Origin of the sequence: Oribacterium sp. HCP3S3_B9 (genome assembly GCF_052064255.1) — a bacterium.
Classification (GTDB): Bacteria; Bacillota; Clostridia; order Lachnospirales; family Lachnospiraceae; genus Oribacterium.
Genome location: NZ_JBQHVY010000011.1, coordinates 12,915 through 39,532 on the forward strand (window position 1 = coordinate 12,915; position 26,618 = coordinate 39,532).

18 protein-coding genes are annotated in these 26,618 nt (G+C 56.1%); 17 read left to right on the top strand and 1 reads right to left on the bottom strand.

All coding sequences use genetic code 11. From position 1 onward, the window contains the following. The first annotated feature begins 158 nt into the window (after positions 1-158). The 3 genes from ACTNC3_RS06925 (at position 159) to ACTNC3_RS06935 (ending at position 6,804) form a co-directional block, all read left to right on the top strand. Complete coding sequence (locus tag ACTNC3_RS06925) at positions 159-698, top strand: hypothetical protein (protein ID WP_441226922.1); 540 nt, start codon at positions 159-161, stop codon at positions 696-698. Positions 699-943: 245 nt separating this feature from the next. Then, positions 944-4,195, top strand: a complete 3,252-nt coding sequence (ileS, locus tag ACTNC3_RS06930; RefSeq protein ID WP_441226923.1) for an isoleucine--tRNA ligase — start codon at positions 944-946, stop codon at positions 4,193-4,195. A 152-nt stretch (positions 4,196-4,347) separates the two neighbouring features. Further along, positions 4,348-6,804: a glycogen/starch/alpha-glucan phosphorylase gene (locus ACTNC3_RS06935; RefSeq protein ID WP_441226924.1), complete on the top strand. Its 2,457-nt coding sequence runs from the start codon at positions 4,348-4,350 to the stop codon at positions 6,802-6,804. A gap of 985 nt (positions 6,805-7,789) precedes the next feature. Here ACTNC3_RS06935 and ACTNC3_RS06940 read toward each other — a convergent pair. Continuing rightward, positions 7,790-8,668 (bottom strand): GNAT family N-acetyltransferase, encoded by an 879-nt coding sequence (locus tag ACTNC3_RS06940; protein ID WP_441226925.1) that lies wholly within the window; start codon positions 8,666-8,668, stop codon positions 7,790-7,792. 288 nt (positions 8,669-8,956) lie between these two features. Between ACTNC3_RS06940 and ACTNC3_RS06945 the strand changes: the two genes are divergently transcribed. The 14 genes from ACTNC3_RS06945 (at position 8,957) to arcC (ending at position 26,415) form a co-directional block, all read left to right on the top strand. Continuing rightward, positions 8,957-9,106, top strand: a complete 150-nt coding sequence (locus ACTNC3_RS06945; RefSeq protein ID WP_410043629.1) for a hypothetical protein — start codon at positions 8,957-8,959, stop codon at positions 9,104-9,106. Positions 9,107-9,110: 4 nt separating this feature from the next. After that, a complete protein-coding gene (locus ACTNC3_RS06950; RefSeq protein ID WP_441226926.1) occupies positions 9,111-9,593 on the top strand; it encodes a VanZ family protein in 483 nt (160 codons plus the stop codon). A 284-nt stretch (positions 9,594-9,877) separates the two neighbouring features. Next, positions 9,878-10,204, top strand: a complete 327-nt coding sequence (locus tag ACTNC3_RS06955) for a hypothetical protein (RefSeq protein WP_441226927.1) — start codon at positions 9,878-9,880, stop codon at positions 10,202-10,204. Between the two features lie 263 nt (positions 10,205-10,467). After that, positions 10,468-12,609, top strand: a complete 2,142-nt coding sequence (locus tag ACTNC3_RS06960; RefSeq protein ID WP_441226928.1) for an aminopeptidase — start codon at positions 10,468-10,470, stop codon at positions 12,607-12,609. A 50-nt stretch (positions 12,610-12,659) separates the two neighbouring features. Next, positions 12,660-14,306 (top strand): serine hydrolase, encoded by a 1,647-nt coding sequence (locus ACTNC3_RS06965; protein ID WP_441226929.1) that lies wholly within the window; start codon positions 12,660-12,662, stop codon positions 14,304-14,306. Between the two features lie 366 nt (positions 14,307-14,672). After that, positions 14,673-15,869 carry an ABC transporter substrate-binding protein gene (locus ACTNC3_RS06970; protein WP_441226930.1) on the top strand — a complete coding sequence of 399 codons (1,197 nt, stop codon included), beginning with the start codon at positions 14,673-14,675 and terminating at the stop codon, positions 15,867-15,869. Between the two features lie 168 nt (positions 15,870-16,037). After that, positions 16,038-16,919: a branched-chain amino acid ABC transporter permease gene (locus ACTNC3_RS06975; protein WP_441226931.1), complete on the top strand. Its 882-nt coding sequence runs from the start codon at positions 16,038-16,040 to the stop codon at positions 16,917-16,919. A 13-nt stretch (positions 16,920-16,932) separates the two neighbouring features. Then, on the top strand, positions 16,933-18,039 hold the full coding sequence (locus tag ACTNC3_RS06980) for a branched-chain amino acid ABC transporter permease (RefSeq protein ID WP_410043636.1): 1,107 nt from the start codon (positions 16,933-16,935) through the stop codon (positions 18,037-18,039). Positions 18,040-18,133: 94 nt separating this feature from the next. After that, a complete protein-coding gene (locus ACTNC3_RS06985; protein ID WP_410043637.1) occupies positions 18,134-18,919 on the top strand; it encodes an ABC transporter ATP-binding protein in 786 nt (261 codons plus the stop codon). 126 nt (positions 18,920-19,045) lie between these two features. Continuing rightward, positions 19,046-19,753 (top strand): ABC transporter ATP-binding protein, encoded by a 708-nt coding sequence (locus tag ACTNC3_RS06990; RefSeq protein ID WP_410043638.1) that lies wholly within the window; start codon positions 19,046-19,048, stop codon positions 19,751-19,753. 281 nt (positions 19,754-20,034) lie between these two features. Further along, positions 20,035-20,874, top strand: coding sequence for a diaminopimelate epimerase (gene dapF / locus ACTNC3_RS06995; protein WP_441226932.1), 840 nt, complete (start codon positions 20,035-20,037; stop codon positions 20,872-20,874). Between the two features lie 261 nt (positions 20,875-21,135). Then, complete coding sequence (locus ACTNC3_RS07000; protein ID WP_410043640.1) at positions 21,136-22,245, top strand: carbamoyl phosphate synthase small subunit; 1,110 nt, start codon at positions 21,136-21,138, stop codon at positions 22,243-22,245. Positions 22,246-22,247: 2 nt separating this feature from the next. Beyond that, on the top strand, positions 22,248-25,466 hold the full coding sequence (carB, locus tag ACTNC3_RS07005) for a carbamoyl-phosphate synthase large subunit (protein WP_441226933.1): 3,219 nt from the start codon (positions 22,248-22,250) through the stop codon (positions 25,464-25,466). 13 nt (positions 25,467-25,479) lie between these two features. After that, the gene (gene arcC, locus ACTNC3_RS07010) at positions 25,480-26,415 is read left to right on the top strand and encodes a carbamate kinase (protein ID WP_441226934.1); all 936 of its coding nucleotides are present in this window, start codon (positions 25,480-25,482) and stop codon (positions 26,413-26,415) included. Positions 26,416-26,618 lie beyond the last annotated feature (203 nt).

The following is a 26,618-nucleotide window of genomic DNA, read 5'->3' on the forward strand; positions in this document are numbered from 1 at the left end:
ATAGTAGGATTATCAGCTGAATCGGTTTACCGATGGCGAGGCTGAAGCGGTTTGAAAACACCGCAGCTTCATCTGAAGCCTTTCAGAGAACGATTTGATCGTCGGGTGCCCGGCACCTCGAATATCCTGTGGGACCTGCAGGGAAATGGAGAACGAATATGAGAAACTTCACGAAGAAAGTAGTCGCAACCACCACCGCTGTTCTGATGAGTGCATCTGTACTCGCAGGCACCGCACTCGCGGCCGGTACAGGCACCGCAAATACAGCATACCAGAGCCTGGTAGATACCGTCACCTCCACGAAGCAGGTGCGGAACGCATTTAACGCGAAGTCCGTCGCAAGAAACGCGGCGAAGGGCACGAAGAAGGCCGGCAGCACAGCATCCCTCACAGCAAACCAGATCGTAACCAATGTCATCAAGATCAAGGGCGCAGGCGCCGCAGCAGCGAACGGAACCACCGTAAGCGATAAGGTCGCCGCATCGAAGGCAGCTGCTGCAGCCGCAAATGCAGCCTACACAAACGCTGCAAGTGCGATCGGCGAGCCGGATCTCACCCAGACCGCAGGCGCGATGTTCGGACCATCCGTACCGGCAGGCGCATACACGAACCAGATCGCACCGGTCATCGACTACACCATGATCAACGTACCGGGCCCGGACGGACAGATCTCTGACGGAAACGCCCAGGACTGGTAATCTGAAAGCTTACCGAAATCCAGATAAAATCGAGACAAAACTTTTGGAAGCTGTGCCACTTGGCACAGCTTCTTTTCGTATGCCTGCACCGCGCCTTTACACGTTATTTCCTTGATTTTATCATCCCCCTACTTTATAATGAGAAGGCTATAAAGGCCGCATTCTGCCTATTTTTCGGGTTAGAGGTCTGCAACCGGTCCACACCGGTTTATACTTATATATATTTTGAAGGAGAAAAGGCGCTTATGTTTAGAAAAGTTGATACAAACATGAACTTTGTAGAGCGCGAGGGCGAGGTCGAGGAGTTCTGGAGACAGAATCATATCTTCGAAGAGTCCATCAAGGAGCACGAGGGTGATCCATCCTACGTTTTCTACGATGGTCCGCCTACGGCGAATGGTAAGCCGCATATCGGCCATGTCGAGACGCGCGCGTTCAAGGACATGATTCCGAGATTCCACGCGATGAAGGGTGCGATGGTACCACGTAAGGCTGGCTGGGATACCCACGGTCTTCCGGTCGAGCTCGAGGTCGAGAAGCAGATCGGCATCAACGGTAAGGATCAGATCGAGAACTACGGTATCGCGCCTTTTATCGATCACTGTAAGGAAAACGTCTGGAAGTATAAGGGCATGTGGGAGGACTTCTCCTACAAGGTCGGCTTCTGGGCAGACATGGAGCACCCGTACGTTACCTACCATGACGACTATATCGAGTCCGAGTGGTGGGCACTGAAGGAGATCTTCAAGAAGAAGCTCCTGTACGAGGGCTTCAAGGTCGTACCGTACTGTCCGCGCTGCGGAACCCCGCTCTCCAGCCACGAGGTAGCACAGGGCTATAAGGAGCTGACCGAGCGTTCAGCGATCGTCCGCTTCAAGGCGAAGGATCAGGATTTCTACTTCCTCGCATGGACGACCACCCCATGGACCCTTCCATCGAACACCGGCCTCTGTGTAAATCCGGATCTGGACTACGCGAAGGTAAAGGCTGCCGACGGCTACACCTACGTGATGGCCTGCTCACTGCTGGATAAGGTACTCGGCCCGCTTGCAAAGGACGGCATGCCGGCCTACGAGATCCTCGAGACCTATAAGGGTACCGACCTCGTCGGGATCGACTACGAGCCACTCTATGCATGTGCAGCGGAGGCGGCTGCGAAGCAGCATAAGCGCGCACACTTCGTGATCGCAGACGGCTACGTAACGGCAGACGATGGTACTGGAATCGTACACATTGCCCCTGCATTCGGTGAGGATGATGCCCGTGTCGGCCGTGAGAATGGCTTCCCGCTCATCAAGTTCGTCGATGAGAAGGGTGTGATGACCGAGGAGACGCCGTTCGCCGGCATGCGCTGCAAGCCGACCGAGAAGGAGATGGTCGCGGGTGCGATCAGCGCGGATCCAGAGGTACTGAAGGATCTGTCCGCACGTAAGCTGCTCTTCGATGCGCCGAAGTTCACCCACTCCTATCCGCACTGCTGGAGATGTGATACGCCGCTTATTTACTATGCGAGAGAGTCCTGGTTCATCAAGATGAGTGCCGTAAAGGACGACCTCGTTCGCAACAACAACACCGTCAACTGGTTCCCGGCGACGATCGGTACCGGCCGTTTCGGTGCATGGATCGAGAATGTACAGGACTGGGGTCTTTCACGTAACCGCTACTGGGGCACCCCGCTCAACATCTGGACCTGCCCGTGCTGCGGTAAGCAGGAGGCCATCGGCTCCATCCAGGAGCTCCGCGAGCGTTCCACGAACTACGACGCGCTCCTCGCACAGCTGAAGGCTGAGGGCAAGGGCGGCTACAGCTCCGACTATGTGGGCTACGAGCACATCGAACTCCACAAGCCGTATGTAGACCAGATCACCCTGCGCTGTCCGGATTGCGGCGGCGAGATGCACCGTGTACCGGAGGTGATCGACTGCTGGTTCGATTCCGGCGCGATGCCATATGCACAGCATCACTATCCGTTCGAGAATAAGGAGCTCTTCGAGTCCCAGTTCCCGGCACAGTTTATCTGTGAGGCCGTGGATCAGACCCGTGGATGGTTCTATTCCCTCCTCGCCGAGAGTACGATCCTCTTTAATAAGGCACCGTACCAGAACGTCCTCGTACTGGGCCATGTTCAGGACGAGAACGGACAGAAGATGAGTAAGTCGAAGGGCAATGCAGTCGACCCGATGGATGCGCTCCAGAAGCACGGTGCCGACGCCATCCGCTGGTTCTTCTACACGAACTCTGCACCATGGCTGCCAAACCGCTTCCATGATAAGGCCGTCGTCGAGGGACAGCGTAAGTTCCTGTCGACGCTCTGGAACACCTATGCATTCTTCGTTCTGTACGCCAACATTGACGACTTCGACCCGACGAAGTACAGCCTCGACTACGCGTCCCTCGGTGTCATGGATCGCTGGCTGCTCAGCAAGCTGAACACCGTGATCCGTGAAGTCGATGACGACCTCACGAACTTCCGTATCCCGGAGGCGGCGAACGCGATGCAGGATTTCGTCGATGACATGTCGAACTGGTATGTTCGTCGTTCGAGAGAGCGCTTCTGGGCGAAGGGCATGGAGCAGGATAAGATCAATGCTTACATGACGCTCTATACCGCACTGGTAACGTTCTCGAAGGTAGCGGCACCGATGGTTCCGTTCATCACCGAGTCCATCTACCGTAACCTGGTATGCAGCGTGGATCCGTCTGCGAAGAAATCCGTTCATCTCTGCAGCTTCCCGGAGGCGGACGCGTCGATGATCGACACGGCCCTCGAGGAGAACATGGATGAGGTGCTGCACATGGTACTGCTCGGTCGTGCAGCGAGAAACACCGCAGCTGTAAAGAATCGTCAGCCGATCGGTGACATGTATGTAAAGGCAGAGCACGTACTCGATCCTTTCTTCGTCGACATCGTCGAAGACGAGCTGAATGTCAAGAAGGTGACCTTCCAGGATGACCTTCGCGCATTCACTTCCTATACATTTAAGCCACAGCTGAAGACCGTCGGTCCGAAGTATGGCAAGCACTTAAACGCGATTCGTACACATCTCACCGAGATGGATGGCTCTGCAGCGATGGACGAGCTCGACCAGAACGGCGTACTGAAGTTCACCGTGGACGGTGACACCGAGGTCAGCCTCACGAAGGACGATCTCCTCATCGACGTCGCACAGAAGGGCGGCTTCGTGACCGAGGAGGACATGAGCCTCACCGTCGTGCTCGACACGAACCTGACGCCGGAACTCGAGGAAGAGGGCTTCGTCCGTGAGATCATCAGTAAGCTTCAGACCATGCGTAAGGAAGCCGGCTTCGAGGTTATGGACCACATCACGGTTTACGTGAAGGACAATGCAGAAGTCGCTGCACTTATGCAGAAGAATGAAGACGAAATCAAGCGAATCGTAATGGCCGACAGCATCGTATATGACATCATGAAGGGCTATGAAAAGGAGTGGGATATCAACGGTAAGCAGGTAAAGCTTGCGGTTGAGAAGCTGTAATTCATATGTAGACGGCGGAGGCCCTTATGGCCTCCGTAGTTCTTCCGCGGTTCACGAGGTTCCCGCACAGGGGAAGGGGGCGTGATCCTGGTCGGAAGTATATTCGAAGCTTTGCAGATGCAAAGTGAATTGAGAATGAAAGGATTTTATATATGGTGGAAAAGTTTGACAAGGTAGCATTTAAGAAGGCTGTCGAGACCAATGCGCGTAAGCTCTACCGTAGATCTCTCGTAGATCTGAATACGAAGGAAGCATTTCATGCAGTGGCGTATGCTGTCGAGGATGTCATCATCGACGACTGGATGAAGACCCAGAAGGCTGCAGAGAAGCAGGACGCGAAGCGCGTGTACTACCTCTCCATGGAGTTCCTGATGGGCCGTGCACTTGGTAACAACATCCTGAATCTGACCTGTCATGAGGAGCTGAAGGAGGCGATCGAGGAGCTGGGACTGGATCTCAATGCACTCGAGGAGGCTGAGCCGGACTGGGCACTCGGAAACGGTGGTCTCGGCCGTCTCGCCGCCTGCTTCCTGGATTCCCTCGCAACGCTTAACTACTGGGCATGTGGCTGCGGCATCCGCTACAAGTATGGTATGTTCAAGCAGAAGATCGAGGATGGTTACCAGCGTGAGGTGCCGGACGACTGGCTGAGAGACGGTAACCCGTTCGAGCTTCGTCGTGCGGAGCTTCAGAAGGAAGTCAAGTTCGGCGGCTGGGTGGAGACACGTAACGAAAACGGCAAGCTGAAGTTCGTTCAGAAGGGCTATCAGTCCGTCATCGCGATTCCGTACGATACACCGGTGGTCGGCTATGGTAATCATGTCGTCGATTCTCTCCGTGTATGGGATGCCGAGGCGAAGGAGACCTTCCGTCTCGAGGAGTTCGATAAGGGTAACTACCAGGCAGCCGTAGAGAATGAGAACATGGCGCGTAACATCGTCGAGGTCCTCTATCCGAACGATAACCACCTCGCGGGTAAGGAGCTTCGTCTGCGTCAGCAGTACTTCTTCATCTCCGCTTCCGTACAGACCGCCGTCAAGGAGTACTACGAGAAGCATGATGGAGACATTCACCATCTGTACGAGAAGGTCGCGTTCCAGCTGAACGATACGCACCCGACCGTAGCGGTCGCTGAGCTCATGCGTGTGCTCATGGACGACTATGGCCTCGAGTGGGATGAGGCATGGGAGATCACGAAGAAGACCTGTGCATATACGAACCACACCATCATGGCCGAGGCCCTCGAGAAGTGGCCGATCGAGCTCTTCTCGAAGCTGCTTCCGCGTATCTACCAGATCGTCGAGGAGATCAACCGTCGCTTCTGTGAGGAGATCCGTGCAAAGTATCCGAACAACGCAGAGTATAAGATCTCGAAGATGGCGATCATCTATGACGGTCAGGTGAAGATGGCGCACCTCGCGATCGTGGGAAGCCACGCCGTGAACGGTGTCGCACAGCTTCATACCGAGATTCTGAAGAAGGAGACCCTGAAGGACTTCTATGAGATGTTCCCGGAGATGTTCTCCAACAAGACGAACGGTATCACCCCGCGTAGATGGATGGTACATGCGAACCCGGAGCTTGCAGCCTGGGTAAGCAACAAGATCGGCGATGGTTGGATTACCGACCTTTCGAAGATCAAGAAGCTCGAGGTCTATGCGGATGATGAGAAGTGCCAGGCGGAGTTCATGGCGATCAAGCGTCACAACAAGGAGCGCCTCGCGAAGTACATCCTCGAGCATAACGGCATCCAGGTATCGACGGATGCGATCTTCGACGTCATGGTCAAGAGACTGCACGAGTACAAGCGTCAGCTGATGAACATCCTGCACGTGATGTACATGTACAACGAGCTGAAGGATCATCCGGATATGAACTTCTATCCGCATGTATACATCTTCGGTGCGAAGGCGGCGGCAGGTTATAAGACCGCGAAGCTGACCATCAAGCTGATCAACAGCGTGGCGAACGTCATCAATAACGACGAGTCCATCAACGGTAAGATCAAGGTGGTCTTCATCGAGGATTACCGTGTATCGAACGCCGAGATCATCATCCCGGCCGCGGATATCTCCGAGCAGATTTCGACCGCGTCCAAGGAAGCGTCCGGAACCTCCAACATGAAGCTCATGCTGAACGGTGCCCTGACCCTCGGAACCATGGATGGTGCGAACGTCGAGATCGTAAAGGAAGTCGGGGATGAGAACGCCTTCATCTTCGGTATGTCCGCTGAGGAGGTCATCGAGCTCGAGCACAACCATCAGTATGTACCGATGGAGATCTTCAACAACAACCAGAAGATCCGTCGCGTGCTGATGCAGCTCGTGAACGGCTACTACAGCCCGGAGAACCCGGAGCTGTTCCGTCCGCTCTACAACTCACTTCTGAACACCCAGGAGTCCGACGTCGCAGACCGTTACTTCATCCTGAAGGACCTCGAGTCCTACCACGACGCACAGGAGCGTGCCGTCGCGAAGTATCAGGACGAGGCATGGTGGGCAAGAGCCGCGATCCTCAACACCGCAAACGCCGGCAAGTTCTCCTCCGACCGTACCATCGAAGAGTACGTGAAGGACATCTGGGGACTCGACAAGCTGAAGGTGAAGTGAGAAAGCTGAAGATAGCATCATTCGGAAGAATGTAAAATATGACCGCCGTATAAGCGATGGAAGAATCTGCTTATACGGCGGCTTTCAAGGGGCTATATAAGGCACCTCTTTTTGTTTGCCTGCCCACCCCGGCATACATCTTTTATCTACTTACATATCGGTCCCACCCCAAGCAGGCAAACAAAAAACCGGCGCCTGTTTTAGTTCGGTCGAGTGATGCTGTATCAAAACAGTGAAAAATTGGATCGATGCTAACGGCAAGCAGGTTCCCGGGCCCTGGGGCTAAAACGTCATGTTCCTATCCAATATGGCTTGATTTTGAAAATACTGGATATGTTTTTGGACTGGAATAATCGAGGATGGCTTAAACACATCCACTCTTAGGCGATTTTGAAAATACTGGATATGAAAAGCCTTATTTCAAAAGAGGAATCCGGGCTCGAGTATCCAGTATTTTATAAATAAAGGTTAATTGGATATCTGCTTATAAAAATTCTTCTCAGAAGCGCGAAATATATATCCACTATTTGAAAAATCGAGGAAGATTGGATAGTACGCTTATATGCGTATGCATGATTTTACAGAAAACTATCCAATATGCGCCCGATTATGAAATAGTGGATATCTTAGCATCGTACACAAAAATGATAAACGATGTTAAAAATATCCACTATTTCATAATCCGCCAGTTATTGGATAGCATCTTCGATTTTCATCTGTTTCGCCAGGTCCGTCAGTGAAGATTTCCAGGCCGCGCTCAATAATTACCTGAAAATCGATCGTAATAGCAGGCACGATCATCAATTTCCGCATTTAACCATGCCTACGATCGTTCTTTGGCTTCCGGTCAGCCAGAAGTTAGAGTGCTCCTCATGAATTGGGGTGGGACCAAAACGTGCAAAGATCCACTGACTTTATGGGGTGGGCGAATGAGGAGCGCCTCAAACTTCTCAAGTCAGTACAGGGTGGTTGGGTTACTACTTAATTATTCTTTGTTGAGAAAATAGAGTACTCGCTCCGTTTCCTGGTAGCCGAGGCTTTCGTAGAGGTGAACCGCGATATCATTATTGCTGGCGACCTGAAGAAGTACCTTTTTATATGGGCCGTCGGCCGGCGTGGCTTCGACCGCTTCCATCAGGGCGCGGCCATGCCCCTTCCCGAGATACGTATCATAGACGAGGAGGCCGTAGAGGTAGAGTGTGTCGGCGCTGAACGGCGTGAGATGCACTTCACCATAGCTGTTTGAGAGGTTGTCGCCCGGATCGGAGATCGGGCGCGCGAGCGTCTTCGCCATGAACAGCTCATCGTACTGATGTGTCGCCCCAAGGGCACGGAGTGTCTCGTAGCTGTCCGGTGCGACGAACGGCGTCGCGGTCCGTAGCGGTCTGCCGGACATATCGGAATCACCCACTTCATGCTGGTCTTCGCAGGAGCTGCTTCCATCCCGAGCGTCCTGTGAATAATCCTCGTCCGAAAAAGATATTCGATCGTATACCGGTTCATCATCTGCGACGATCGGGCGCTTGATCATGAAACGGATGCGATAGCCGCGGAAGTCGTCGAGCAGGCTCTGGTAGCACATGCGGAACATGCCGATCTGGCGCATCCTCGGGTGGGTGAAGGCCTCGATCTCCAGCACCGGCTTCCCGTCGATGGTCTCGCCGAGAAGATAGCCGGAGAGTACGGCAAACAGTGCCTCCTCGACACCGCTCTCCTCCGGGTCATCATTTCGGATGATATAGTAGAAGTCACCGTCCAGGTCTGTGTCATACGAGGTGTGGTCGGCTGCATTGCACAGAGACACTAACGCGCTGACCGCATCCCAGGTTTCGTCATCCAGTTCTTTCAGTAATTCTGCTTCCATATCATTCATCTCCTGTATTCGCTGCTATGCAAAGCTGTATTCGTACGATGTCGGGCTGTGGGCATCCGGGTACACCTGCCCGGCACAGATCTGAGCCCTATTATACTAAACTTGCCATCATTTTTCCATTATGCTAAGATGTTGATGTTCAGAGGTCTGCAGATTTTGCATAAAAAGGCGCTTTCTATGGGGAAACGGCGTTCGAATCTGCTCGGAAGCGCGGCGCAGGGCGTCGGGCGAGGGACTCTGGAGATCTCTTAAAGATAGGAATGTATGATCGGAGATAATATGGAAAAAGTATATAAAACGATGCGAAATACGGGGGCGGGTTCGATCGCGCTCGGTGTGATCATCCTGGTGTCCGGCCTCATCATCGGCATCCTGTCGATCGTGAATGGTGCGCTGCTTCTGAAGCGGAAGAACGACATCACCTTCTAAACGGATGGCGAAGCACAGCACGAGAAACCAGCGACTGGGCTGGGTTCTTTTCGTCCTTTACCTGGGCGCGCTGTTCTACCTCATGTTCTTCGCGGACATGGCGGAGCGGGGGCTCGGCGTGAAGGAAAACTATACCTATAATCTGAAGCCGTTTGTGGAAATCAGACGGTATCTTTTTTGTGCATCGCAAATCGGATTCCGAGGCGTGTTCCTAAACCTTTACGGGAACATCCTCGGATTTATGCCGTTTGGCTTCATTCTCGGTGTGATCAGCTCACGCTGCCGGAAGTACTGGTACGACGCGGTGATCTGCACCTATCTCCTCAGCTACTCGATCGAGATGATTCAGCTGTTTTTCCGCGCCGGAAGCTGCGACGTCGACGACATCATCCTGAACACCCTCGGCGGCACCCTCGGCTACATCGCCTTCCATATCGTCCAGCACGAACGCATCCGCCGCTACTTCCTGAAACACCCGAAGCAGTAGCGGAAGAGGACAATGCTCCCGACCTGGATGTATCCCGGGAAGCAACCGCAACCCGTCACAACCTCCCGCGAAGCCAGGGGGTCTGACCCCATCGAGGATAGAACAACCACCTTAAGAAAATCGTAATGGGGTCAGACCCCATAAACTACCGAGAAGCGACGGCGGCCCGCCACGACCTCCCGCGAAGCCGAGGGGTCTGACCCCATCGAGGATAGAGCGACCACCTTTGGGATTTCATAATGGGGTCAGACCCCATTCAGTCGCGAGAAAGAATAAATGTAACTATGACCAAAAAGAAACGATACAACTATATAAAGAAGAAGATCGCGCGTGGTACCTGGCCGTGCATCCTGACGATGCTGCTGGCGCTCGGGCTCCTGCTCGCGACCCTCGCCCTGGCGGTGCACTTCCAGGGCCAGGGACCGATGCTCCTGGGCGCGCTGGGCTTCAGCTCCATCGTGATGACCATCTTCTCGCTCTACTTCCTGATCCTGGCCCTCCACGACAGCGAGAAAAACTACGTCCCGGTCCGCATCGGTGGCATCCTCGCCGCCTGCGTACTGCTGGTCTGGATCATTTTCATCGCCCTCGGCCTGAAGACGATGATCTGACGGTCCGCCACAACCTCCCGCGAAGCCAGGGGGTCTGACCCCATCGGGGATAGGGCACCCACCTTAAGAAAAACGTAATGGGGTCAGACCCCATAAACTACCGGGAAGTGACGGCGGCCCGCCACGACCTCCCGCGAAGCCAGGGGGTCTGACCCCCCCATCGAGGATAGGGCGACCACCTTAAGAAAATCGTAATGGGGTCAGACCCCATAAACTACCGGGAAGCGATGACGCCCCGTTACCACTACCAAGAAAGAAACACCATGGAACGATATGATGATGTGATTGAGCGGATCCGTAAGATCCCGGAGGAGCATGCGCTGAACGCCGCTTTCCAGGCATACTTCACGGCGGCCGCAGAATTTATTTTATTACTGGATGCGTTTATGAAAGCGCGCACAGAGGGCGAGCTGCCACTGCCAGAGCTTCAGCGCTGGAATGCGGCGCTGTACCGAGAAGCGGCGGAGCGCTACGAGGATTCCTACCTGAATCCGCGAGTGGCCGTGGCGAAGCTGGGGCCGGTCGGTGCCGAGCTGTCGGCACTGTACATGGAGCTGCAGGGGCTGATTCCGTCGGCGTACCAGCAGGATCTCGAGGACATCGTCTGTGTGCTCGAGACCTTCGTGCAGGTCTACTGCATGTTTACCTCGGCGTGGGAAGAGTATAGGTCAGCCTGTCCGCAGCCTGCAGCAGCGCCGTCGCCCGCCATGGCGGATGTGACCCCTGCCGTTTGTCGGAATTCGGCCACGAGTGACCAGACCCGAACGGACGATTGGATGGCCGGCATTCCGGAACCGAAGCAGCTCCGCGACGTTCTTTACAGCTACGCCCACGATTATTCCGAGGATTTCCTGCGTCGGAAGATGGATGCGATGTACATCCCGGCGCGTTCCTACGCGCGTCAGATTCTCCTTGACCACGATTTCCTGGAGCCGACCGACATCTGCCGCTTCGGCTACTATGTATCGGACACTGCCCTCCGGACGGCGGAATTTATCGCGAAGCTGCCAGACGACCGCATTGACCGCATGGCGCGGACCTGGTACCAGGGATTTAAGGATGGCTTCCGCATTCAGGGGAAGCCGTACGAGAAGAAGTCAGTCGTCGAGTTCAGCTACCCGGCAGGCTTCGAGCGCGTGGTGAAGCGCACCGCGGCACTTTTCGCGGAGGATGGCTTCGATTTCACAATCCCGCTGCGCCCGCAGCATTTCCTGACGCGCACTCCGGGCCGGAGCCGCCAGCTCTATGAGAGCCCGAATCCGCAGATGGATTTCGATCACAGCTACGACCTCGCCCTCGTGATGGGGGACCGCATCTGCGCCCGCATGCTCGAGGAGCAGCGCCAGATTTTCCGTTCCTATGGGGACGAGATCGGCCGCTACGCGGGTCCGGTCGTGATGGAAAGCTTCGGCGCGCCTGCCTTCGAGCCGGTGGAGGAGCCTGCACGGCTTCGCTTCACGACGCACCAGTCTGAGGTGTACGGCCACTACCAGAACAGCGTGCAGCTGCTCGTGCATGAATTCGTGCTCGAGGAAGAGCGCTCGTTCACGATCATCGCCTGGCCGCTTCCGACGATCGGCCCGGATTTTGAGGCGATTTTCCGCGAGACGGAGGCGGTCAACACCCTGTCCTCTGCGGCGTACCGTCCCGTGCAGGAGTGTCTGATCGCCGCCCTGGACCAGGCGCGCACCGTTCATATCCAGGGGAAGGGCAATGCAACCGACCTGTACGTACAGCTCCACCCGCTGGCGAATCCTGCCCGCGAGACGAATTTCGAGAACTGCCTGTCGGATGTGAACATCCCGCTCGGTGAGGTCTTCACTTCGCCGCAGCTCGAAGGCACCTCCGGTATGCTGAACGTCCGCTCTGTGTTTATCGAGGGCTTCCAGTTCCGGGATCTCCGGATCCGCTTCGAGGATGGTCGCGTCGCGGACTACAGCTGTGCGAATTTCCCGGACCCGGAGCAGGGACGGGCACTCATGCGCAAGGTGATCTTCGGTGAGAAGGAGCGCCTGCCGATGGGAGAGTTCGCGATCGGCACGAACACCCGCGCCTACCGGATGGCACAGCGCTACGGTATCGGTGCACTGATGCCGATTCTGATCGCAGAGAAGACCGGTCCGCACTTCGCGGTCGGCGACACCTGCTACTCCTTTATGGAGGACATGCAGCTCTATAATCCGGATGGAAAGGAACTCGTCGCGAAGGACAACAGCTGCTCGATCCTCCGGAAGACAGAGCCGGAGAAGGCCTACTTCGCCGTGCACACCGACATCACGATCCCGTATGACGAGCTCGACCGCATCACGGCGATCCGCGCCGACGGCTCCGAGATCCCGATCATCGCCGGCGGACGCTTCGTCCTCGCCGGAACCGGAGTGCTGAATGAGGCACTGGACGACTGACATAAGGGACGGCCCTTATCTGATCTGTTAGCAAAAAGGAAAGAAAACCCATGTTTTATCATCATCACGGGCGATGGCGCCGAACCTGCGCTGCCGTCCTCATGACCCTTCTCATATGTACCCTGGGGACGCCGCTCCTCGCGATGCACGCGTACGCCGCGTGGAACTTCCCGTATACGGAGCTCACCGCGGGCGCGGGCGTCGTCCTCGACGCGGACACCGGTGCGGTCCTGTTTCAGAAGAACATGCACGAAAAGATGGCCCCGGCGTCGATCACGAAGGTGCTGACCGCACTCGTGGTACTGGAGCACTGTGACCTCGATGAGCAGGTGACCTTCAGTCATGATGACGTGTACAATGTCGACGCCGGATCGTCGAATGCCCAGATCGAAGAGGGCGACGTCCTGACGGTACGGGACTGTCTCTACGCACTGCTGCTGAAATCTGCGAATGAGTGCGGCAATGCACTCGCCTGCCATGTGGCGGGTTCCCGCGAGGCCTTCGTCGACATGATGAATGCGGAGGCGACACGCCTCGGCTGCCAGGACAGCCACTTCGCAAATCCGTCCGGCCTCTATGCCGAGGACCACTACACCAGTGCCTATGATATGGCACTGATCGGTGCGGAAGCGATGAAGAACAGGGACTTCCTGGAGATCGAGTCCCATGCGTCCTACAAGATGGCGGGGACGATCCGAAATCCGGGCGGTCTGACCGTCTATATGGAGCATAAGATGCTTCGCAAGGACACTGCCTATTCGGATGCCCGTGTCATCGCCGGCAAGACCGGCTATACAAAGCTTGCCGGCAATACGCTGATTACCATGGCCGAGCAGGATGGCCGTCATCTGGTGGCGGTCGTGCTGCAGGATAAAAACCCGGCGCACTACGTCGATACGAAGGCGCTCCTGGATCTCGGCTTCAACCAGACGGAGAACCAGCCGGTTTCGGACGCGCTCTTTAATCGAGAGGAGCTTCGGAACCGTTTCGTCGCGGACACCATCGTCGACGAGATCTGTAAGGCCTCCGATATCCATGTCGAGGGAAATGTGCTGCTGTCACTGCCGAAGGGCGCGAGCCAGGACGGCATCACATATAAGCTGAACTATAATCTTCCGTCGTCGGGGATCCCGACGCATACGATCGCGGAGATCGAGTATCTCGCGGATGGCGTGACGGTCGGCCGCTACTTCATCCAGAAGGAGCCGACCATCGAGGTTATCCTGCATGAGACCCCGACCAGCACGAAGGTCGCCGTCGCCACCTCGGTCAGTGTCCTGACCATCGTCGGCGTGATGGCCTTCTTCATCCTCGGCTCCGGCACCGCGGTCGGCCTGAAGAACGTCCATGACGACCGGAAGCTGAGTCGCCGCATGCAGGAGAAGCGCGCACAGCGCCTCCAGGAGATGGAGATGTCCGAGGAAGAGTTCCTCGCCCTCGTCGAGCGACGCCGCGAGCGGAAAGCGTCGTACAGCCGCGATGATGCATCGCGACTCAGCACCCGGCAGCGTGCCCGCACAGGGATGGATGAAGCTCCGTTGCGGGAGCAGAAGACCTCGCGCGTGAGAAGCGATGTTTCACAACGTAGCCTGAAGCAGCGCGCCCGCACGCACATGGAGGACGAGAAGCTTCGCGAGCATCAGGCCGCACACACTGTCCGCGCGGAGCGCAACCGCAGCCGCAGCCGACGAAGATAGTTGATTTTTGCAAATGACTGCGTTATTACTATGTAACATTGCTTGAGTTTGACACATTCGAACTTCTCCAGAAGTTTACATTGCCTTATTTTGACAATAGAATGATTTGAAGAAAAAAGACCAGCAAGGGAGCTGTCGCGTGAGCGGCAGCTCCCTTTTCTGTATCCTAGCCATAACCGGACGCTATGAAACGATGGATTTTATCAAACTTTAGTGAGAATTCCTCTTGCATTCATACACTGAAGTGATAAAATAAAGCAAATGTACGAGGCAAGCGGACAAACGTCCGCGACACCCGCACACGTCAAAGAAGAATGTCCAGACGGAGATGTACATCACCACTGGCACATTTCAGAGGAGGAGATTATGAAATCAGCAAAGCTCGTAGCACTTGGACTTGCAGCGGCGATGACCGCATCTCTGGCGGCATGTGGCGCATCTTCGACACCGGCAGCCGGATCGTCTTCCGGAAAGTCCGGTGGAAACGTCATCCGGATCGGTGTGTTTGAGCCGACGACCGGCGAGAACGGCGGTGGCGGATTCCAGGAGGTACTCGGTATGCGTTACGCAAACGAGACTCATAAGACCGTGAAGATCGGTGACACCGAGTACACGATCGAGCTTGATGAGGTCGATAATAAGTCGGATAAGACCGAGGCCGTCAGTGCCGCAAACAAGCTGGTCGGCGATAAGGTCAGCGTCGTGCTCGGTTCCTATGGCTCCGGTGTTTCCATCGCAGCCGGCCAGATTTTCGCTGACGCGAAGATCCCGGCGATCGGCGCATCCTGCACGAACCCGCAGGTGACCCAGGGCAATGACTACTACTTCAGAGTCTGCTTCCTCGATCCGTTCCAGGGCACCGTTATGGCGAACTACGCCTACCAGAACGGCTACAAGAGCGCAGCGGTTCTGACACAGCTCGGTGATGACTACTCCTCTGGCTTAGGTTCCTTCTTCAAGACCGCATTTGAGAAGCTCGGTGGATCCGTCGTCGACGAGGAGCAGTTCCAGACGAACCAGACCGATTTTAAGGCAGTGCTCACGAACATCAAGGCCGCGAACCCGGACATCATCTTCGCACCGTCCTCCATCACGACAGCACCGCTCATCATCAAGCAGGCACGCGAGCTCGGCATCGAGTCCCTGATCGCCGCTGGTGATACCTGGGAGAACTCCACCATCATCGAAAATGCAGGCGCCTCTGCAGAGGGCATTGTTCTTTCCACCTTCTTCGATGAGTCCGAGCCGGCCAACGATGAGGCGAAGTCCTTCATCACCGGCTTCAAGGAGTATCTGACCGCAAACAAGCAGTCGGATGTCATCCCGGCCGTTTCTGCCCTTGGCTATGATGCGTACCTCGCAGCATACCATGCGATCGAAAAGGCGCAGTCCACCGATGGTGAGGCGATCAAGGAAGCCCTGAAGTCCGTTTCCTTCGACGGTGTGACCGGCTCCGGCATAAGCTTCGATGAGAATGGGGATGCAAACAAGGATATGGCCTTCATCAAGACCGTGAAGGACGGCAAGTTCGAGTTCCTGACCACCACAACCGTTCAGAACTGATGAAAGCTTCCGCTCCGGGCGGTGGCGTCTGTCGCCACTCCACCGGCAGCCGATGAATGCAGGAAGGACCGCTTCGAGCGACTCCTTCCTGCAATTCTGTTTATGCTCACGCATGTAACACACTCGATTCCACCCTCGCCCGAGGGCATCTTCAAAGGGGAAAAACCTATGTCTCTTACAACCTTCCTGCAGCAGTGTCTGACAGGTATCTCGCTCGGCGGTGCCTACGCACTGATCGCCATCGGCTACACGATGGTCTACGGCATCCTGCGCCTGATCAACTTCGCCCATGGAGATATCTTCATGATGGCCGGCTACTTCATGATTTTCGCCATGGCGTCACTGCCATGGTACATCGCCGTTCCGGTGACATTGATCACCACCACCGCACTTGGTGTAGGCATTGAACGCGTCGCCTATAAGCCGCTTCGTTCCGCTCCGCGTATGTCCGTCATGATCTCTGCGATCGGCGTGTCCTACCTGCTGCAGAACCTCGCGACCTACCTCTTCACCGCGCTCCCGATGGGCTATCCGGAGATCCCGGTGCTGAAGCACGTTTATAAGATCGGCGGCCTGTCGGCTTCCTTCGTCACCTTCCTGACGCCGGTGCTGACACTCGTGCTCGTGTGTTTACTCATCACGCTGATCCAGCATACGAAGATGGGTATGGCGATGCGTGCAGTTTCGAAGGACTATGAGACCGCGTCCCTCATGGGTATCGATATCAATAAGACGATTTCCCTGACCTTCGCGATCGGGTCACTGCTCGCCGCGGTCGGCTCCATCCTGTATTTCACCGATCGTATGACCGTGTATCCGTATTCCGGATCCCTGCCGGGCATGAAGTGCTTCGTTGCAGCCGTATTCGGTGGGATCGGCTCGATCCCGGGTGCGGTCGTCGGAGGCTTCCTGATCGGACTCGGGGAGACGGCGCTCGTCGCCGCAGGCTACTCCACCTTCTCAGATGCCTTCACCTTCGTCATCCTGATCGTCGTGCTGCTCGTGCGGCCGACCGGACTCTTCGGTGAGAAGACCACGAACAAGGTATAAGGAGGAAGCAGCGATGAAAACAAAGGTAAACATGACGCCGGAGAAGCGCAGAAACACCATCCTGAGCCTCCTGCTGATCGTGGCGATCCTCGGGGCCTGCGCCTTCCTGGACGCGAACAAATACAGCTACAATTATGCGATTTCCATCATCGAGCGTTCGATGATCTATGCGGTCGTCGCTGTGTCCATGAACCTCGTGAACGGCTTCACGGGTCTGTTCTCGCTGGGCCAGGCCGGCTTTATGGCGCTCGGCGCGTATGTGACCGCGATCCTCACGATCCCGGTCGAGCAGCGTGCTTCCGTGTACTACATCTCCGGTATCCATCCGGCGATCGCGAACCTGCACGCACCGATCCTCGTGGCGCTGATCCTCGGCGGACTCGTAGCGGCGGCCTTTGCGGCCCTCATCGGTATCCCGGTGCTCCGTCTCAAGTCCGACTACCTCGCGATCGCGACCCTCGGCTTCGCGGAGATCATCCGTGCGCTGATCTCGGCTCCGCAGCTCGATACCATCACGAACGGCTCGTATGGCCTCAAGTCCATCCCGGGCTTCTCGAGTTTATTCCAGGTGCTTGCGCTTACGGTCGTCTGCATTGGCCTCATGGTACTCCTGATCAACTCGTCCTTCGGACGGATGTTCAAGGCGGTCCGCGAGGATGAGATCGCGGCTGAGGCGATGGGCATCAATCTGTTTAAGACGAAGGAGCTCAGCTTCGTGATTTCCTCCTTCTTCGCCGGCGTCAGTGGCGGCATGCTCGCGATGTTCATGCGCTCCATCGACAGTAAGACCTTCCAGGTGTCCCTCACCTACGACATCCTGCTGATCGTCGTTATCGGCGGGATCGGCTCTGTGACCGGCTCCGTGCTGGGGGCCTTCCTCGTGACCGCCGGCCGTGAGCTGCTCCGCTTCTTCGATGAGCCGCTCTACATCGGCAGTATCAACATCCCGCTGTTCCGTCCGGGCTTCCGAATGGTGATCTTCTCCATCCTCCTGATGGTGGTCGTGCTGTTCTACTCCCGCGGCCTCATGGGCACGAGTGAATTCAGCTGGAACGGGATCCTCGGCTTCTTCCGGGGACTCGGGAAGAAAAAAGTGAAGAAAGCGAGGGGAAAGGGATGAGTGAGATGAAAAAGCCGGACCTTCGTTTCGGCAGTGCGTATGCGTCTGCGCTTTATATAGGAAAGAAAACAGTGAAGGAAGTGGAGGAGCAGAGATGAGGGAAGTAAAAGAAAATGTCCTCCAGATGGAGAACGTCGTCATGCAGTTCGGTGGCGTACGCGCGATCGACGGCCTCTCACTCGAGGTCAACCGCGGTGAGATCGTCGCCCTGATCGGTCCGAACGGTGCCGGCAAGACGACGGCGTTTAACTGCATCACCGGTATCTATACCCCGACCTCCGGCTCCGTGAAGTTCGACGGCCGCGATCTCCGTGGCAACGCTCCGGATGCCATAACGAAGCTCGGCATCGCCCGGACCTTCCAGAACATCCGTCTCTTCTCGAATCTGACGGTCTTCGATAACGTCCTGATCGCCGAGCATCTCCGTGCGAAGGACAATGTCTTCAGCGCGACGCTGCGCCTGAACCGGAAGGAAGAGGAGCGCATGCGGGCAGAGACCGAGCAGCTTCTGCAGGAGCAGGGCCTCTATGCGTACAAGGATGATATCGCATCGAGCCTTCCGTACGGACTCCAGCGCCGCCTCGAGATCGCACGTGCGCTCGCGACGAAGCCGGAGCTGCTGCTGCTCGATGAGCCGGCGGCCGGCATGAACCCGCAGGAGACGCAGGAGCTGACCGACTTTATCGTGAAGATCCGTGACCAGTATCACCTGTCCATTTTCATGATCGAGCATCACATGGATCTCGTCATGCAGATCTCGGAGCGCATCTACGTTCTGAATTTCGGAAGGCTCATCGCACATGGCACACCGGAGGAGATCCAGAATAACCAGGAGGTTATCGACGCTTACTTAGGAGGTTCAGACGATGCGGAAGACTGAGATTTTTAAATCGTACATCCGAATCGACATCGTGGATCACTCCGGAAGAGCGGGAGAAGACATCCGTCTGCTCGCTGGGAATGTCGCAGACAGAGTGCGGATGAGAGAGAACAAGGGGGACACAACATGCTGAAAGTAGAGAATCTGAAAATTCATTACGGCGGCATCGAAGCCGTGAAGGGCATCAGCTTCGATGTACCGGATCACGCCATCGTCACCCTGATCGGTGCGAACGGTGCCGGCAAGTCCTCGACGCTGCGTACGATTTCCGGACTGGTGAAAGCGAGCGAAGGAAGCATCGTCTTCGATGGCGAGGATATCACGAGCATGCCGACCGCGAAGCGTGTGGAGAAGGGCATCGTGCTCTGCCCGGAAGGACGTCACGTCTTTCCGGATATGACCGTCCTCGAGAACATCAAAATCGGTGCATACCTCCGAAGCGACGCGCTCGACGCAGACATCGAGGAAATCTACGGCATGTTCCCGCGACTGAAGGAGCGCTCCTGGCAGCTCGCCGGCACCCTGTCCGGTGGTGAGCAGCAGATGCTCGCCGTCGCCCGCTCCCTCATGTCGAAGCCGAAGATCATGATGCTCGACGAGCCGTCCCTTGGCCTCGCTCCGATCATCGTTCGCGAGATCTTCTCCATCATCCAGCGCATCAATGAAACGCATGGCACCACGATCCTGCTCATCGAGCAGAACGCGAACATGGCGCTCAAGGTCGCACATCAGGCCTACGTCATGGAGACCGGTCGCATCACCCTCTCGGGCAGCGGTGCCGAGCTCCTCGCAAACGACGACATCCAGGCCGCCTACCTCGGAAAGAAGAAGTAAAAAGACAGGGCACAGGGAATCACCGGACTCCCTGCGCCTTGTTTTTTTCGTAAAACGGGGCTTGTATTGGGAGACCTATTTTGCTAATATAGTGAAAATTTGTGTATCGTTCAGAGCCATGCGGATTGATCGAAGACAATGTATCGTATGCTCGCATACAGCTACATTGCCTTCGATCAATCCATGTGGCGGATACGCCACACCGACGAACCATGTGTGGTTCGTCGGTTGCATGGCTCCTACACAATATATCTACAGGTTTTATTCTAAAAGGAAAAAAGATGAAATTTACAAAGATGCAGGGTTGTGGAAACGACTATGTATATGTAAATTGCTTTTCCGAACAGGTTCAGGACCCTTCGGCGCTGGCGAAGCGCATCGCAGATCGGCACTACGGTGTCGGCGGCGACGGGTTGATCCTGATTGAGCCGTCAGATAGGGCAGATGCGTACATGCATATGTTTAACCTCGACGGATCGGAGGGCAATATGTGCGGCAACGGGATCCGTTGTGTCGCCAAATTTATCTATGATCACGGCATCATTCCCGCTGATCGAACAGAAGCAGTCATCGATACCAAATCGGGACTTAAGAACATAAAGCTTTATACAGAACATGGGGTTATGACCCGCGCGACGGTGGATATGGGCGTGGCGAAGCTGACATCAGAGCTTCCGGAAGATATCACTGTTCACGGGATGCATCTCCATTTCATCGGAATCGATGTTGGAAATCCGCATGCGGTATATTTCCTTTCAGATAATCCGGAGCTTCGTGTTTCTAAGGTCTCTGATTTGGATTTTCTTTTATATGGGCATGATTTTGAGACCCATCCGCGTTTTCCAGAGAAGGTAAACTCGGAGTTTATCCGGATCATCTCAGACACCGAGATCGACTTCCGTGTATGGGAGCGTGGTTCCGGAGAGACCCTCGCCTGCGGAACCGGTGCGACTGCGGCCGTCGCTGCGGGCTGCCTCGCCGGGAAGCTTCGAAAGGATACCGAGGTCCTCGTCCACCTGGTGGGCGGCGACCTCACGATCCGCTACGACGCCGCAACCGGCCACGGCTTCATGACCGGCCCGGCCGTGGAGGTGTTCACCGGGGATTTCCCAGTGGCTTAGTGACTGTTTACGGACATAACTCGGATTCCTGCGCGGATATCGCTGAGATCGTGCGGATGACGTTCGTGCGCAGGAAATCCTCGCTATGCCCTGGCAAAGGTGCTTCGCACCTTGCCCACCCGTGGGTTTCAAGTCCAGATGAAGATATATCTTCATCTGGACTTGAAACCCACGGGTGTAAACAGATAATATATAAGAAGAAACTCAAGCAAGTAACTCAAGTTAGTAACCATTCACCATGTAATGATAGAAGGAGAAACAATGGACGCATTTTTGATTCTTGAAGATGGAACAGTGTTCAAGGGTACGTCAATTGGTGCAGAGAAGGAAGTGATCTCCGAGGTCGTATTCAACACCTCGATGACCGGCTACCTCGAAGTGCTGACGGACCCGTCCTACGCAGGACAGGCGGTCGTGATGACCTATCCACTGATCGGTAATTACGGTATCTGCTATGAAGATATGGAGTCCGCACAGCCATGGCCGGATGCCTTCATCGTGCGTGAGCTTTCCCGCATGCCGTCGAATTTCCGCTCCGAGAACACCATCCAGAATTTCCTGAAGAAGAACGAGGTTCCGGGCATCGCAGGCATCGATACCAGAGCGCTGACCAAGCGACTCCGTGACGAAGGAACCATGAACGGTATGATCACCACCCACCGTTATCATAAGGAAGAGATGCCGGCACTCCTCGAGCGCATCAAGGCCTACAAGGTCGAGGGCGTCGTAAAGAAGACCAGCACGAAGGAAGTCTATGTCGCACAGGCGGAGAATCCGGACGGCTCCCGCTACACCGGTGACCGCGAGCCGAAGCGCGTCGCTTTCCTCGACGTCGGTGCGAAGAGGAACATCATCCGCTCCCTGCAGCGGCACGGCTGTGATGTCACAGTGTACCCGTCCGACACCAGCGCAGAGACCATCCTCAGCCAGAACCCGGATGGCATCATGATTTCGAACGGTCCTGGCGACCCGAAGGAGAACGTGGCGGTGATCGAGGAGATCAAGAAGCTCTACGCTTCCGAGACCCCGATCTTCGCGATCTGCCTCGGCCACCAGCTGATGGCCCTTGCGACCGGTGCGGACACCTACAAGCTGAAGTATGGTCACCGCGGTGGCAACCATCCGGTGAAGGACCTCTCGAACGGTCGTGTTTACATCACGTCCCAGAACCACGGCTATGCGGTCGATCCGAAGACGATCGATCCGGCGATCGCGGAAGAGGCGTTCGTCAATGTCAACGACGGTACGAATGAGGGCCTGCGCTATAAGGGCAAGAACATCGTGACGGTACAGTACCATCCGGAGGCCTGCCCGGGTCCACGTGACAGCGCATACCTGTTTGATCGCTTTATGAAGATGATGGAGGGCTGAACATGAGAGATACAAGTATTAAGAAGGTCCTGATGATCGGTTCCGGTCCGATCGTCATCGGTCAGGCTGCGGAGTTCGACTACGCCGGCACCCAGGCCTGCCGTTCACTGAAGGAAGAGGGCGTCGAGGTCGTACTGCTGAACTCGAACCCGGCGACCATCATGACGGATAAGGATATCGCGGATCATGTATACATTGAGCCGCTGACCGTAGATGTACTGGAGAAGCTGATCGAGAAGGAGAAGCCAGACTCCATCCTGCCGACCCTCGGTGGTCAGGCGGGACTGAACCTGGCGATGGCACTGGACGAGTCCGGTTACCTCGCCTCCCATAACGTGCGCCTCATCGGTACCACGGCCCTCACCATCAAGAAGGCCGAGGATCGTCTCATGTTCAAGGAGACCATGGAGAAGATCGGTGAGCCGGTGGCGAAGTCAGAGGTCGTCCATGATCTCAAGCGTGGTCTCGAGGTCGCTGAGGAGATCGGTTATCCGGTCGTGCTGCGTCCGGCCTACACCCTCGGCGGTTCCGGCGGTGGTATCGCAGAGAACCGTGAGCAGTGCCAGGAGATCCTCGAGAACGGTCTCCGTCTCAGCCGCGTACACGAGGTTCTGGTCGAGCGCTGCATCGCCGGCTGGAAGGAAATCGAGTACGAGGTGATGCGTGATTCTGCGGGCAATGTCATCACCGTATGTAATATGGAGAACCTCGACCCGGTTGGCGTCCACACAGGTGACTCCATCGTCGTGGCTCCGTCCCAGACGCTGTCGGATAAGGAGTACCAGATGCTCCGTACCTCCGCGCTCAACATCATCACTGAGCTCGGCATCACCGGCGGCTGTAATGTACAGTATGCCCTGAACCCGGAGAGCTTCGAGTACTGCGTCATCGAGGTAAACCCTCGTGTATCCAGATCTTCCGCCCTCGCATCGAAGGCGACCGGTTACCCGATCGCGAAGGTGGCCGCGAAGATCGCACTGGGCTACACCCTCGATGAAATCAAGAACGCCGTTACCGGTAAGACCTACGCATCCTTCGAGCCGATGCTCGATTACTGTGTCGTCAAGATGCCACGTCTTCCGTTCGACAAGTTCATCACCGCAGAGCACATCCTCGGTACCCAGATGAAGGCGACCGGTGAGGTGATGGCGATTGCAAACAACTTCGAGGGCGGCCTCATGAAGGCCATCCGCTCCCTCGAGCAGCACGTCGATTCGCTGATGTCCTATGACTTCACGGATCTCGACGATCATGATCTTCATAAGCTGCTTCACCGCATCGATGACCGTCGTATCTGGGTCATCGCCGAGGCACTCCGCCGTGGCTACAGCTACGAGGAGATCCACAGCATCACGAAGATCGATGAGTGGTTTATCGATAAGCTGAAGATCATCGTAGACATGGAAAACAGACTCCACAGCGAGTCCATGAACGAGACCCTGCTTCGTGAAGCGAAGCGCATCGAATTCCCGGACAACGTCATTGCCCGCCTCAGCGGCTACAGCGAGGACGAGATTCGCGAGATGCGTGATAAGTGGGACATCCACGCTGCGTTCAAGATGGTGGATACCTGCGCCGCAGAGTTCGAGGCCGAGACCCCGTACTACTACAGCGTATTCGGCTCAGAGAACGAGGCGACCGGTGCCTTCCGCGATCCGAACAAGAAAAAGAAGGTACTCGTCCTCGGCTCCGGCCCGATCCGTATCGGCCAGGGTATCGAGTTCGATTTCTGCTCTGTACACAGTACATGGCAGTTCGAGCGTGAGGGCTATGAGACCATCATCATCAACAATAACCCGGAGACCGTTTCCACGGACTTCGATATCGCGGATAAGCTCTACTTCGAGCCGCTGACACCGGAAGATGTACGGAACGTTGTAGATGTGGAGAAGCCGGACGGAGCGGTCGTTCAGTTCGGTGGACAGACCGCTATCAAGCTGGCCGATGCCCTCCAGAAGATGGGTGTACCGATCCTCGGAACCCAGCAGGACGACGTCGATGCCGCAGAGGACCGTGAGCGTTTCGATGAGATTCTCCAGGAGACCGGTTGCCAGCGTGCCGCAGGTCAGACCGTATTTACGGCAGAGGAAGCGAAGGAAGCGGCCCATGTGCTGGGCTACCCGGTACTGGTACGTCCTTCCTACGTACTCGGTGGTGCCGGCATGCGTATCGCGATCAGCGATCAGGATATCGACGAGTACATCGGCGAGATCAACCAGATCGCACAGGAGCACCCGATCCTCGTCGATAAGTACATCCGTGGTACCGAGCTCGAGGTCGATGCGATCTGCGACGGTCAGGACATCCTGATCCCGGGCATCATGGAGCATATCGAGCGTACCGGTATCCACTCCGGCGACTCCATCTCCGTATACCCGCAGCGCAGCCTGACCCCGAAGGCGAAGGAACGCGTCATCGAGTATACCGAGCGTCTCGCGAAGGCCCTGCACGTCATCGGTATGGTCAATGTTCAGTTCATCGCAGATGGTGACGAGGTGTACATCATCGAGGTCAACCCTCGTTCCTCACGTACCGTTCCGTACATCAGTAAGGTGACCGGTATTCCGATCGTGCCGCTCGCCACACAGATCATCTGCGGCCACACGATCCGTGAGCTCGGCTACGAGCCGGGTCTCCAGAAGGAAGCCGACTACTACGCAATCAAGATGCCGGTATTCTCCTTCGAGAAGATCAAGGGTGCCGACATCAGCCTCGGACCGGAGATGAAGTCGACCGGTGAGTGCCTCGGTATCGCAAAGAGCTTCAACGAAGCACTGTACAAGGCATTCCAGGGCGCTGGCATCCAGCTTCCGAAGTATAAGAACATGGTCATCACCGTACGTGATGAGGATAAGGAAGAGATCACCCCGATCGCGAAGCGCTTCGAGCAGCTCGGCTACCGTATCTTCGCGACCCACGGCACCTACCAGGCACTCACCGAGGGCGGCGTCAAGTGCTTCCAGGTACGGAAGGTAGAGCAGGAGTCTCCGAACATCCTCGACCTCGTACTCGGCCATGAGCTCGACATCGTCATCGACGTTCCGAAGGAGGGCGCAGAGGCCTCCAAGGACGGTTTCGTGATCCGTCGTAATGCGGTCGAGACCGGTGTAAATGTACTGACAGCAGTGGATACGGCAAGAGCGCTTGCCACATCCCTCGAAAATAAGTCATCCGAGCTGCATCTCATCGATATCGCAGCTCTCGATGAAGAGAAGAATTAAGAGGAGGTACAGCATGAGCAAAAAGCGAATGGTCATTGCGCTCGGACATAAGGATCTGGGCTTTACCCTTCCGGAGCAGAAGGCCGCCGTTGCACGTACCGCAACGATGATCGGCGATTTCGTTGAGGACGGATACCAGGTGGCCCTGGTATTCTCCAACGCACCGCAGGTAGGTATGATCCACACTGCGATGAAGAATCTTACGGAGTCGAATCCGGAGCAGTATGTAAACACGCCGCTTCATGTATGCTCCGCGATGAGCCAGGGCATGATCGGCTACGACCTGCAGAACGCAGTGCGTGCCGATCTCGTGAAGAGGGGCATCTATAAGACGGCATCCACCATCATCACCCAGGTGATGGTTGATCCGTATGACGAGAGCTTCTACAATCCGATCAAGTGTGTCGGTAAGCTGATGAATGCCGAGGAGGCACGGAAGGAAGAGGAGAACGGTAACCATGTGGAGATGATCTCCGACGGCGTATTCCAGCGTGTCGTTTCCTCCCCGACCCCGAAGTCCATCGTCGAGATCGACGCCATCAAGGCACTCCTTGACGCGGATCAGGTCGTCATCGCCTGCGGCGGTGGCGGTATTCCGGTGCTTCGTCAGGGCAATAACCTGAAGGGGGCAGCCGCCGTCATCGAGAAGGACCGCACCGCAGCCCTCCTCGCAAAGGACGTCGACGCCGACATCCTGCTGATTACGACCGCCGTGGATCATGTATCCCTGAACTACGGTCAGGCGGATGAGAAGGCGATCGAAACCATGTCGATCGAGGATGCGAAGCAGTACATCCGCGACGGCCACTTTGAGTTCAAGTCCATGCAGCCGAAGGTAGAGGCCGGTGTCGACTTCGTCGAGTCCGGGAAGGACCGCAAGGCCATCATCACCTCGATGGAGCTCGCAGAGAAGGCCGTAGACGGCCTCGCAGGCACTACCATCCGGTAACAAGTTCAGCTATGGGGCCTCCGTTGCCGTCCCTCCAGGTCCCTCTGCCTGAACTGCTACGACCACCAGGAGAAGTCCCAAGCGGGGCTTCTCTTTTCTGTTTGTCATGTTTTGCATGGCGTGGTAGAATGAGCTCAATTATGGGAACTGATGGATAGCTGCGGGAACGCGTCCGGTGATCGGAACTGCCGGGCGGTGCAGCA

Bases quoted from the DNA above. Each gene is read 5' to 3' on its own strand.
- dapF (WP_441226932.1), top strand. From the start codon at position 20,035: ATGAAATTTACAAAGATGCAGGGTTGTGGAAACGACTATGTATATGTA.
- ACTNC3_RS06985 (WP_410043637.1), top strand. From the start codon at position 18,134: ATGAGGGAAGTAAAAGAAAATGTCCTCCAGATGGAGAACGTCGTCATG.
- ACTNC3_RS06940 (WP_441226925.1), bottom strand. From the start codon at position 8,668: ATGGAAGCAGAATTACTGAAAGAACTGGATGACGAAACCTGGGATGCG.
- ACTNC3_RS06935 (WP_441226924.1), top strand. From the start codon at position 4,348: ATGGTGGAAAAGTTTGACAAGGTAGCATTTAAGAAGGCTGTCGAGACC.
- ACTNC3_RS06980 (WP_410043636.1), top strand. From the start codon at position 16,933: ATGAAAACAAAGGTAAACATGACGCCGGAGAAGCGCAGAAACACCATC.
- ACTNC3_RS06960 (WP_441226928.1), top strand. From the start codon at position 10,468: ATGGAACGATATGATGATGTGATTGAGCGGATCCGTAAGATCCCGGAG.
- ACTNC3_RS07000 (WP_410043640.1), top strand. From the start codon at position 21,136: ATGGACGCATTTTTGATTCTTGAAGATGGAACAGTGTTCAAGGGTACG.
- carB (WP_441226933.1), top strand. From the start codon at position 22,248: ATGAGAGATACAAGTATTAAGAAGGTCCTGATGATCGGTTCCGGTCCG.
- ACTNC3_RS06955 (WP_441226927.1), top strand. From the start codon at position 9,878: ATGACCAAAAAGAAACGATACAACTATATAAAGAAGAAGATCGCGCGT.
- ACTNC3_RS06970 (WP_441226930.1), top strand. From the start codon at position 14,673: ATGAAATCAGCAAAGCTCGTAGCACTTGGACTTGCAGCGGCGATGACC.
- ileS (WP_441226923.1), top strand. From the start codon at position 944: ATGTTTAGAAAAGTTGATACAAACATGAACTTTGTAGAGCGCGAGGGC.
- ACTNC3_RS06965 (WP_441226929.1), top strand. From the start codon at position 12,660: ATGTTTTATCATCATCACGGGCGATGGCGCCGAACCTGCGCTGCCGTC.
- ACTNC3_RS06950 (WP_441226926.1), top strand. From the start codon at position 9,111: ATGGCGAAGCACAGCACGAGAAACCAGCGACTGGGCTGGGTTCTTTTC.
- ACTNC3_RS06975 (WP_441226931.1), top strand. From the start codon at position 16,038: ATGTCTCTTACAACCTTCCTGCAGCAGTGTCTGACAGGTATCTCGCTC.
- ACTNC3_RS06945 (WP_410043629.1), top strand. From the start codon at position 8,957: ATGGAAAAAGTATATAAAACGATGCGAAATACGGGGGCGGGTTCGATC.
- arcC (WP_441226934.1), top strand. From the start codon at position 25,480: ATGAGCAAAAAGCGAATGGTCATTGCGCTCGGACATAAGGATCTGGGC.
- ACTNC3_RS06990 (WP_410043638.1), top strand. From the start codon at position 19,046: ATGCTGAAAGTAGAGAATCTGAAAATTCATTACGGCGGCATCGAAGCC.
- ACTNC3_RS06925 (WP_441226922.1), top strand. From the start codon at position 159: ATGAGAAACTTCACGAAGAAAGTAGTCGCAACCACCACCGCTGTTCTG.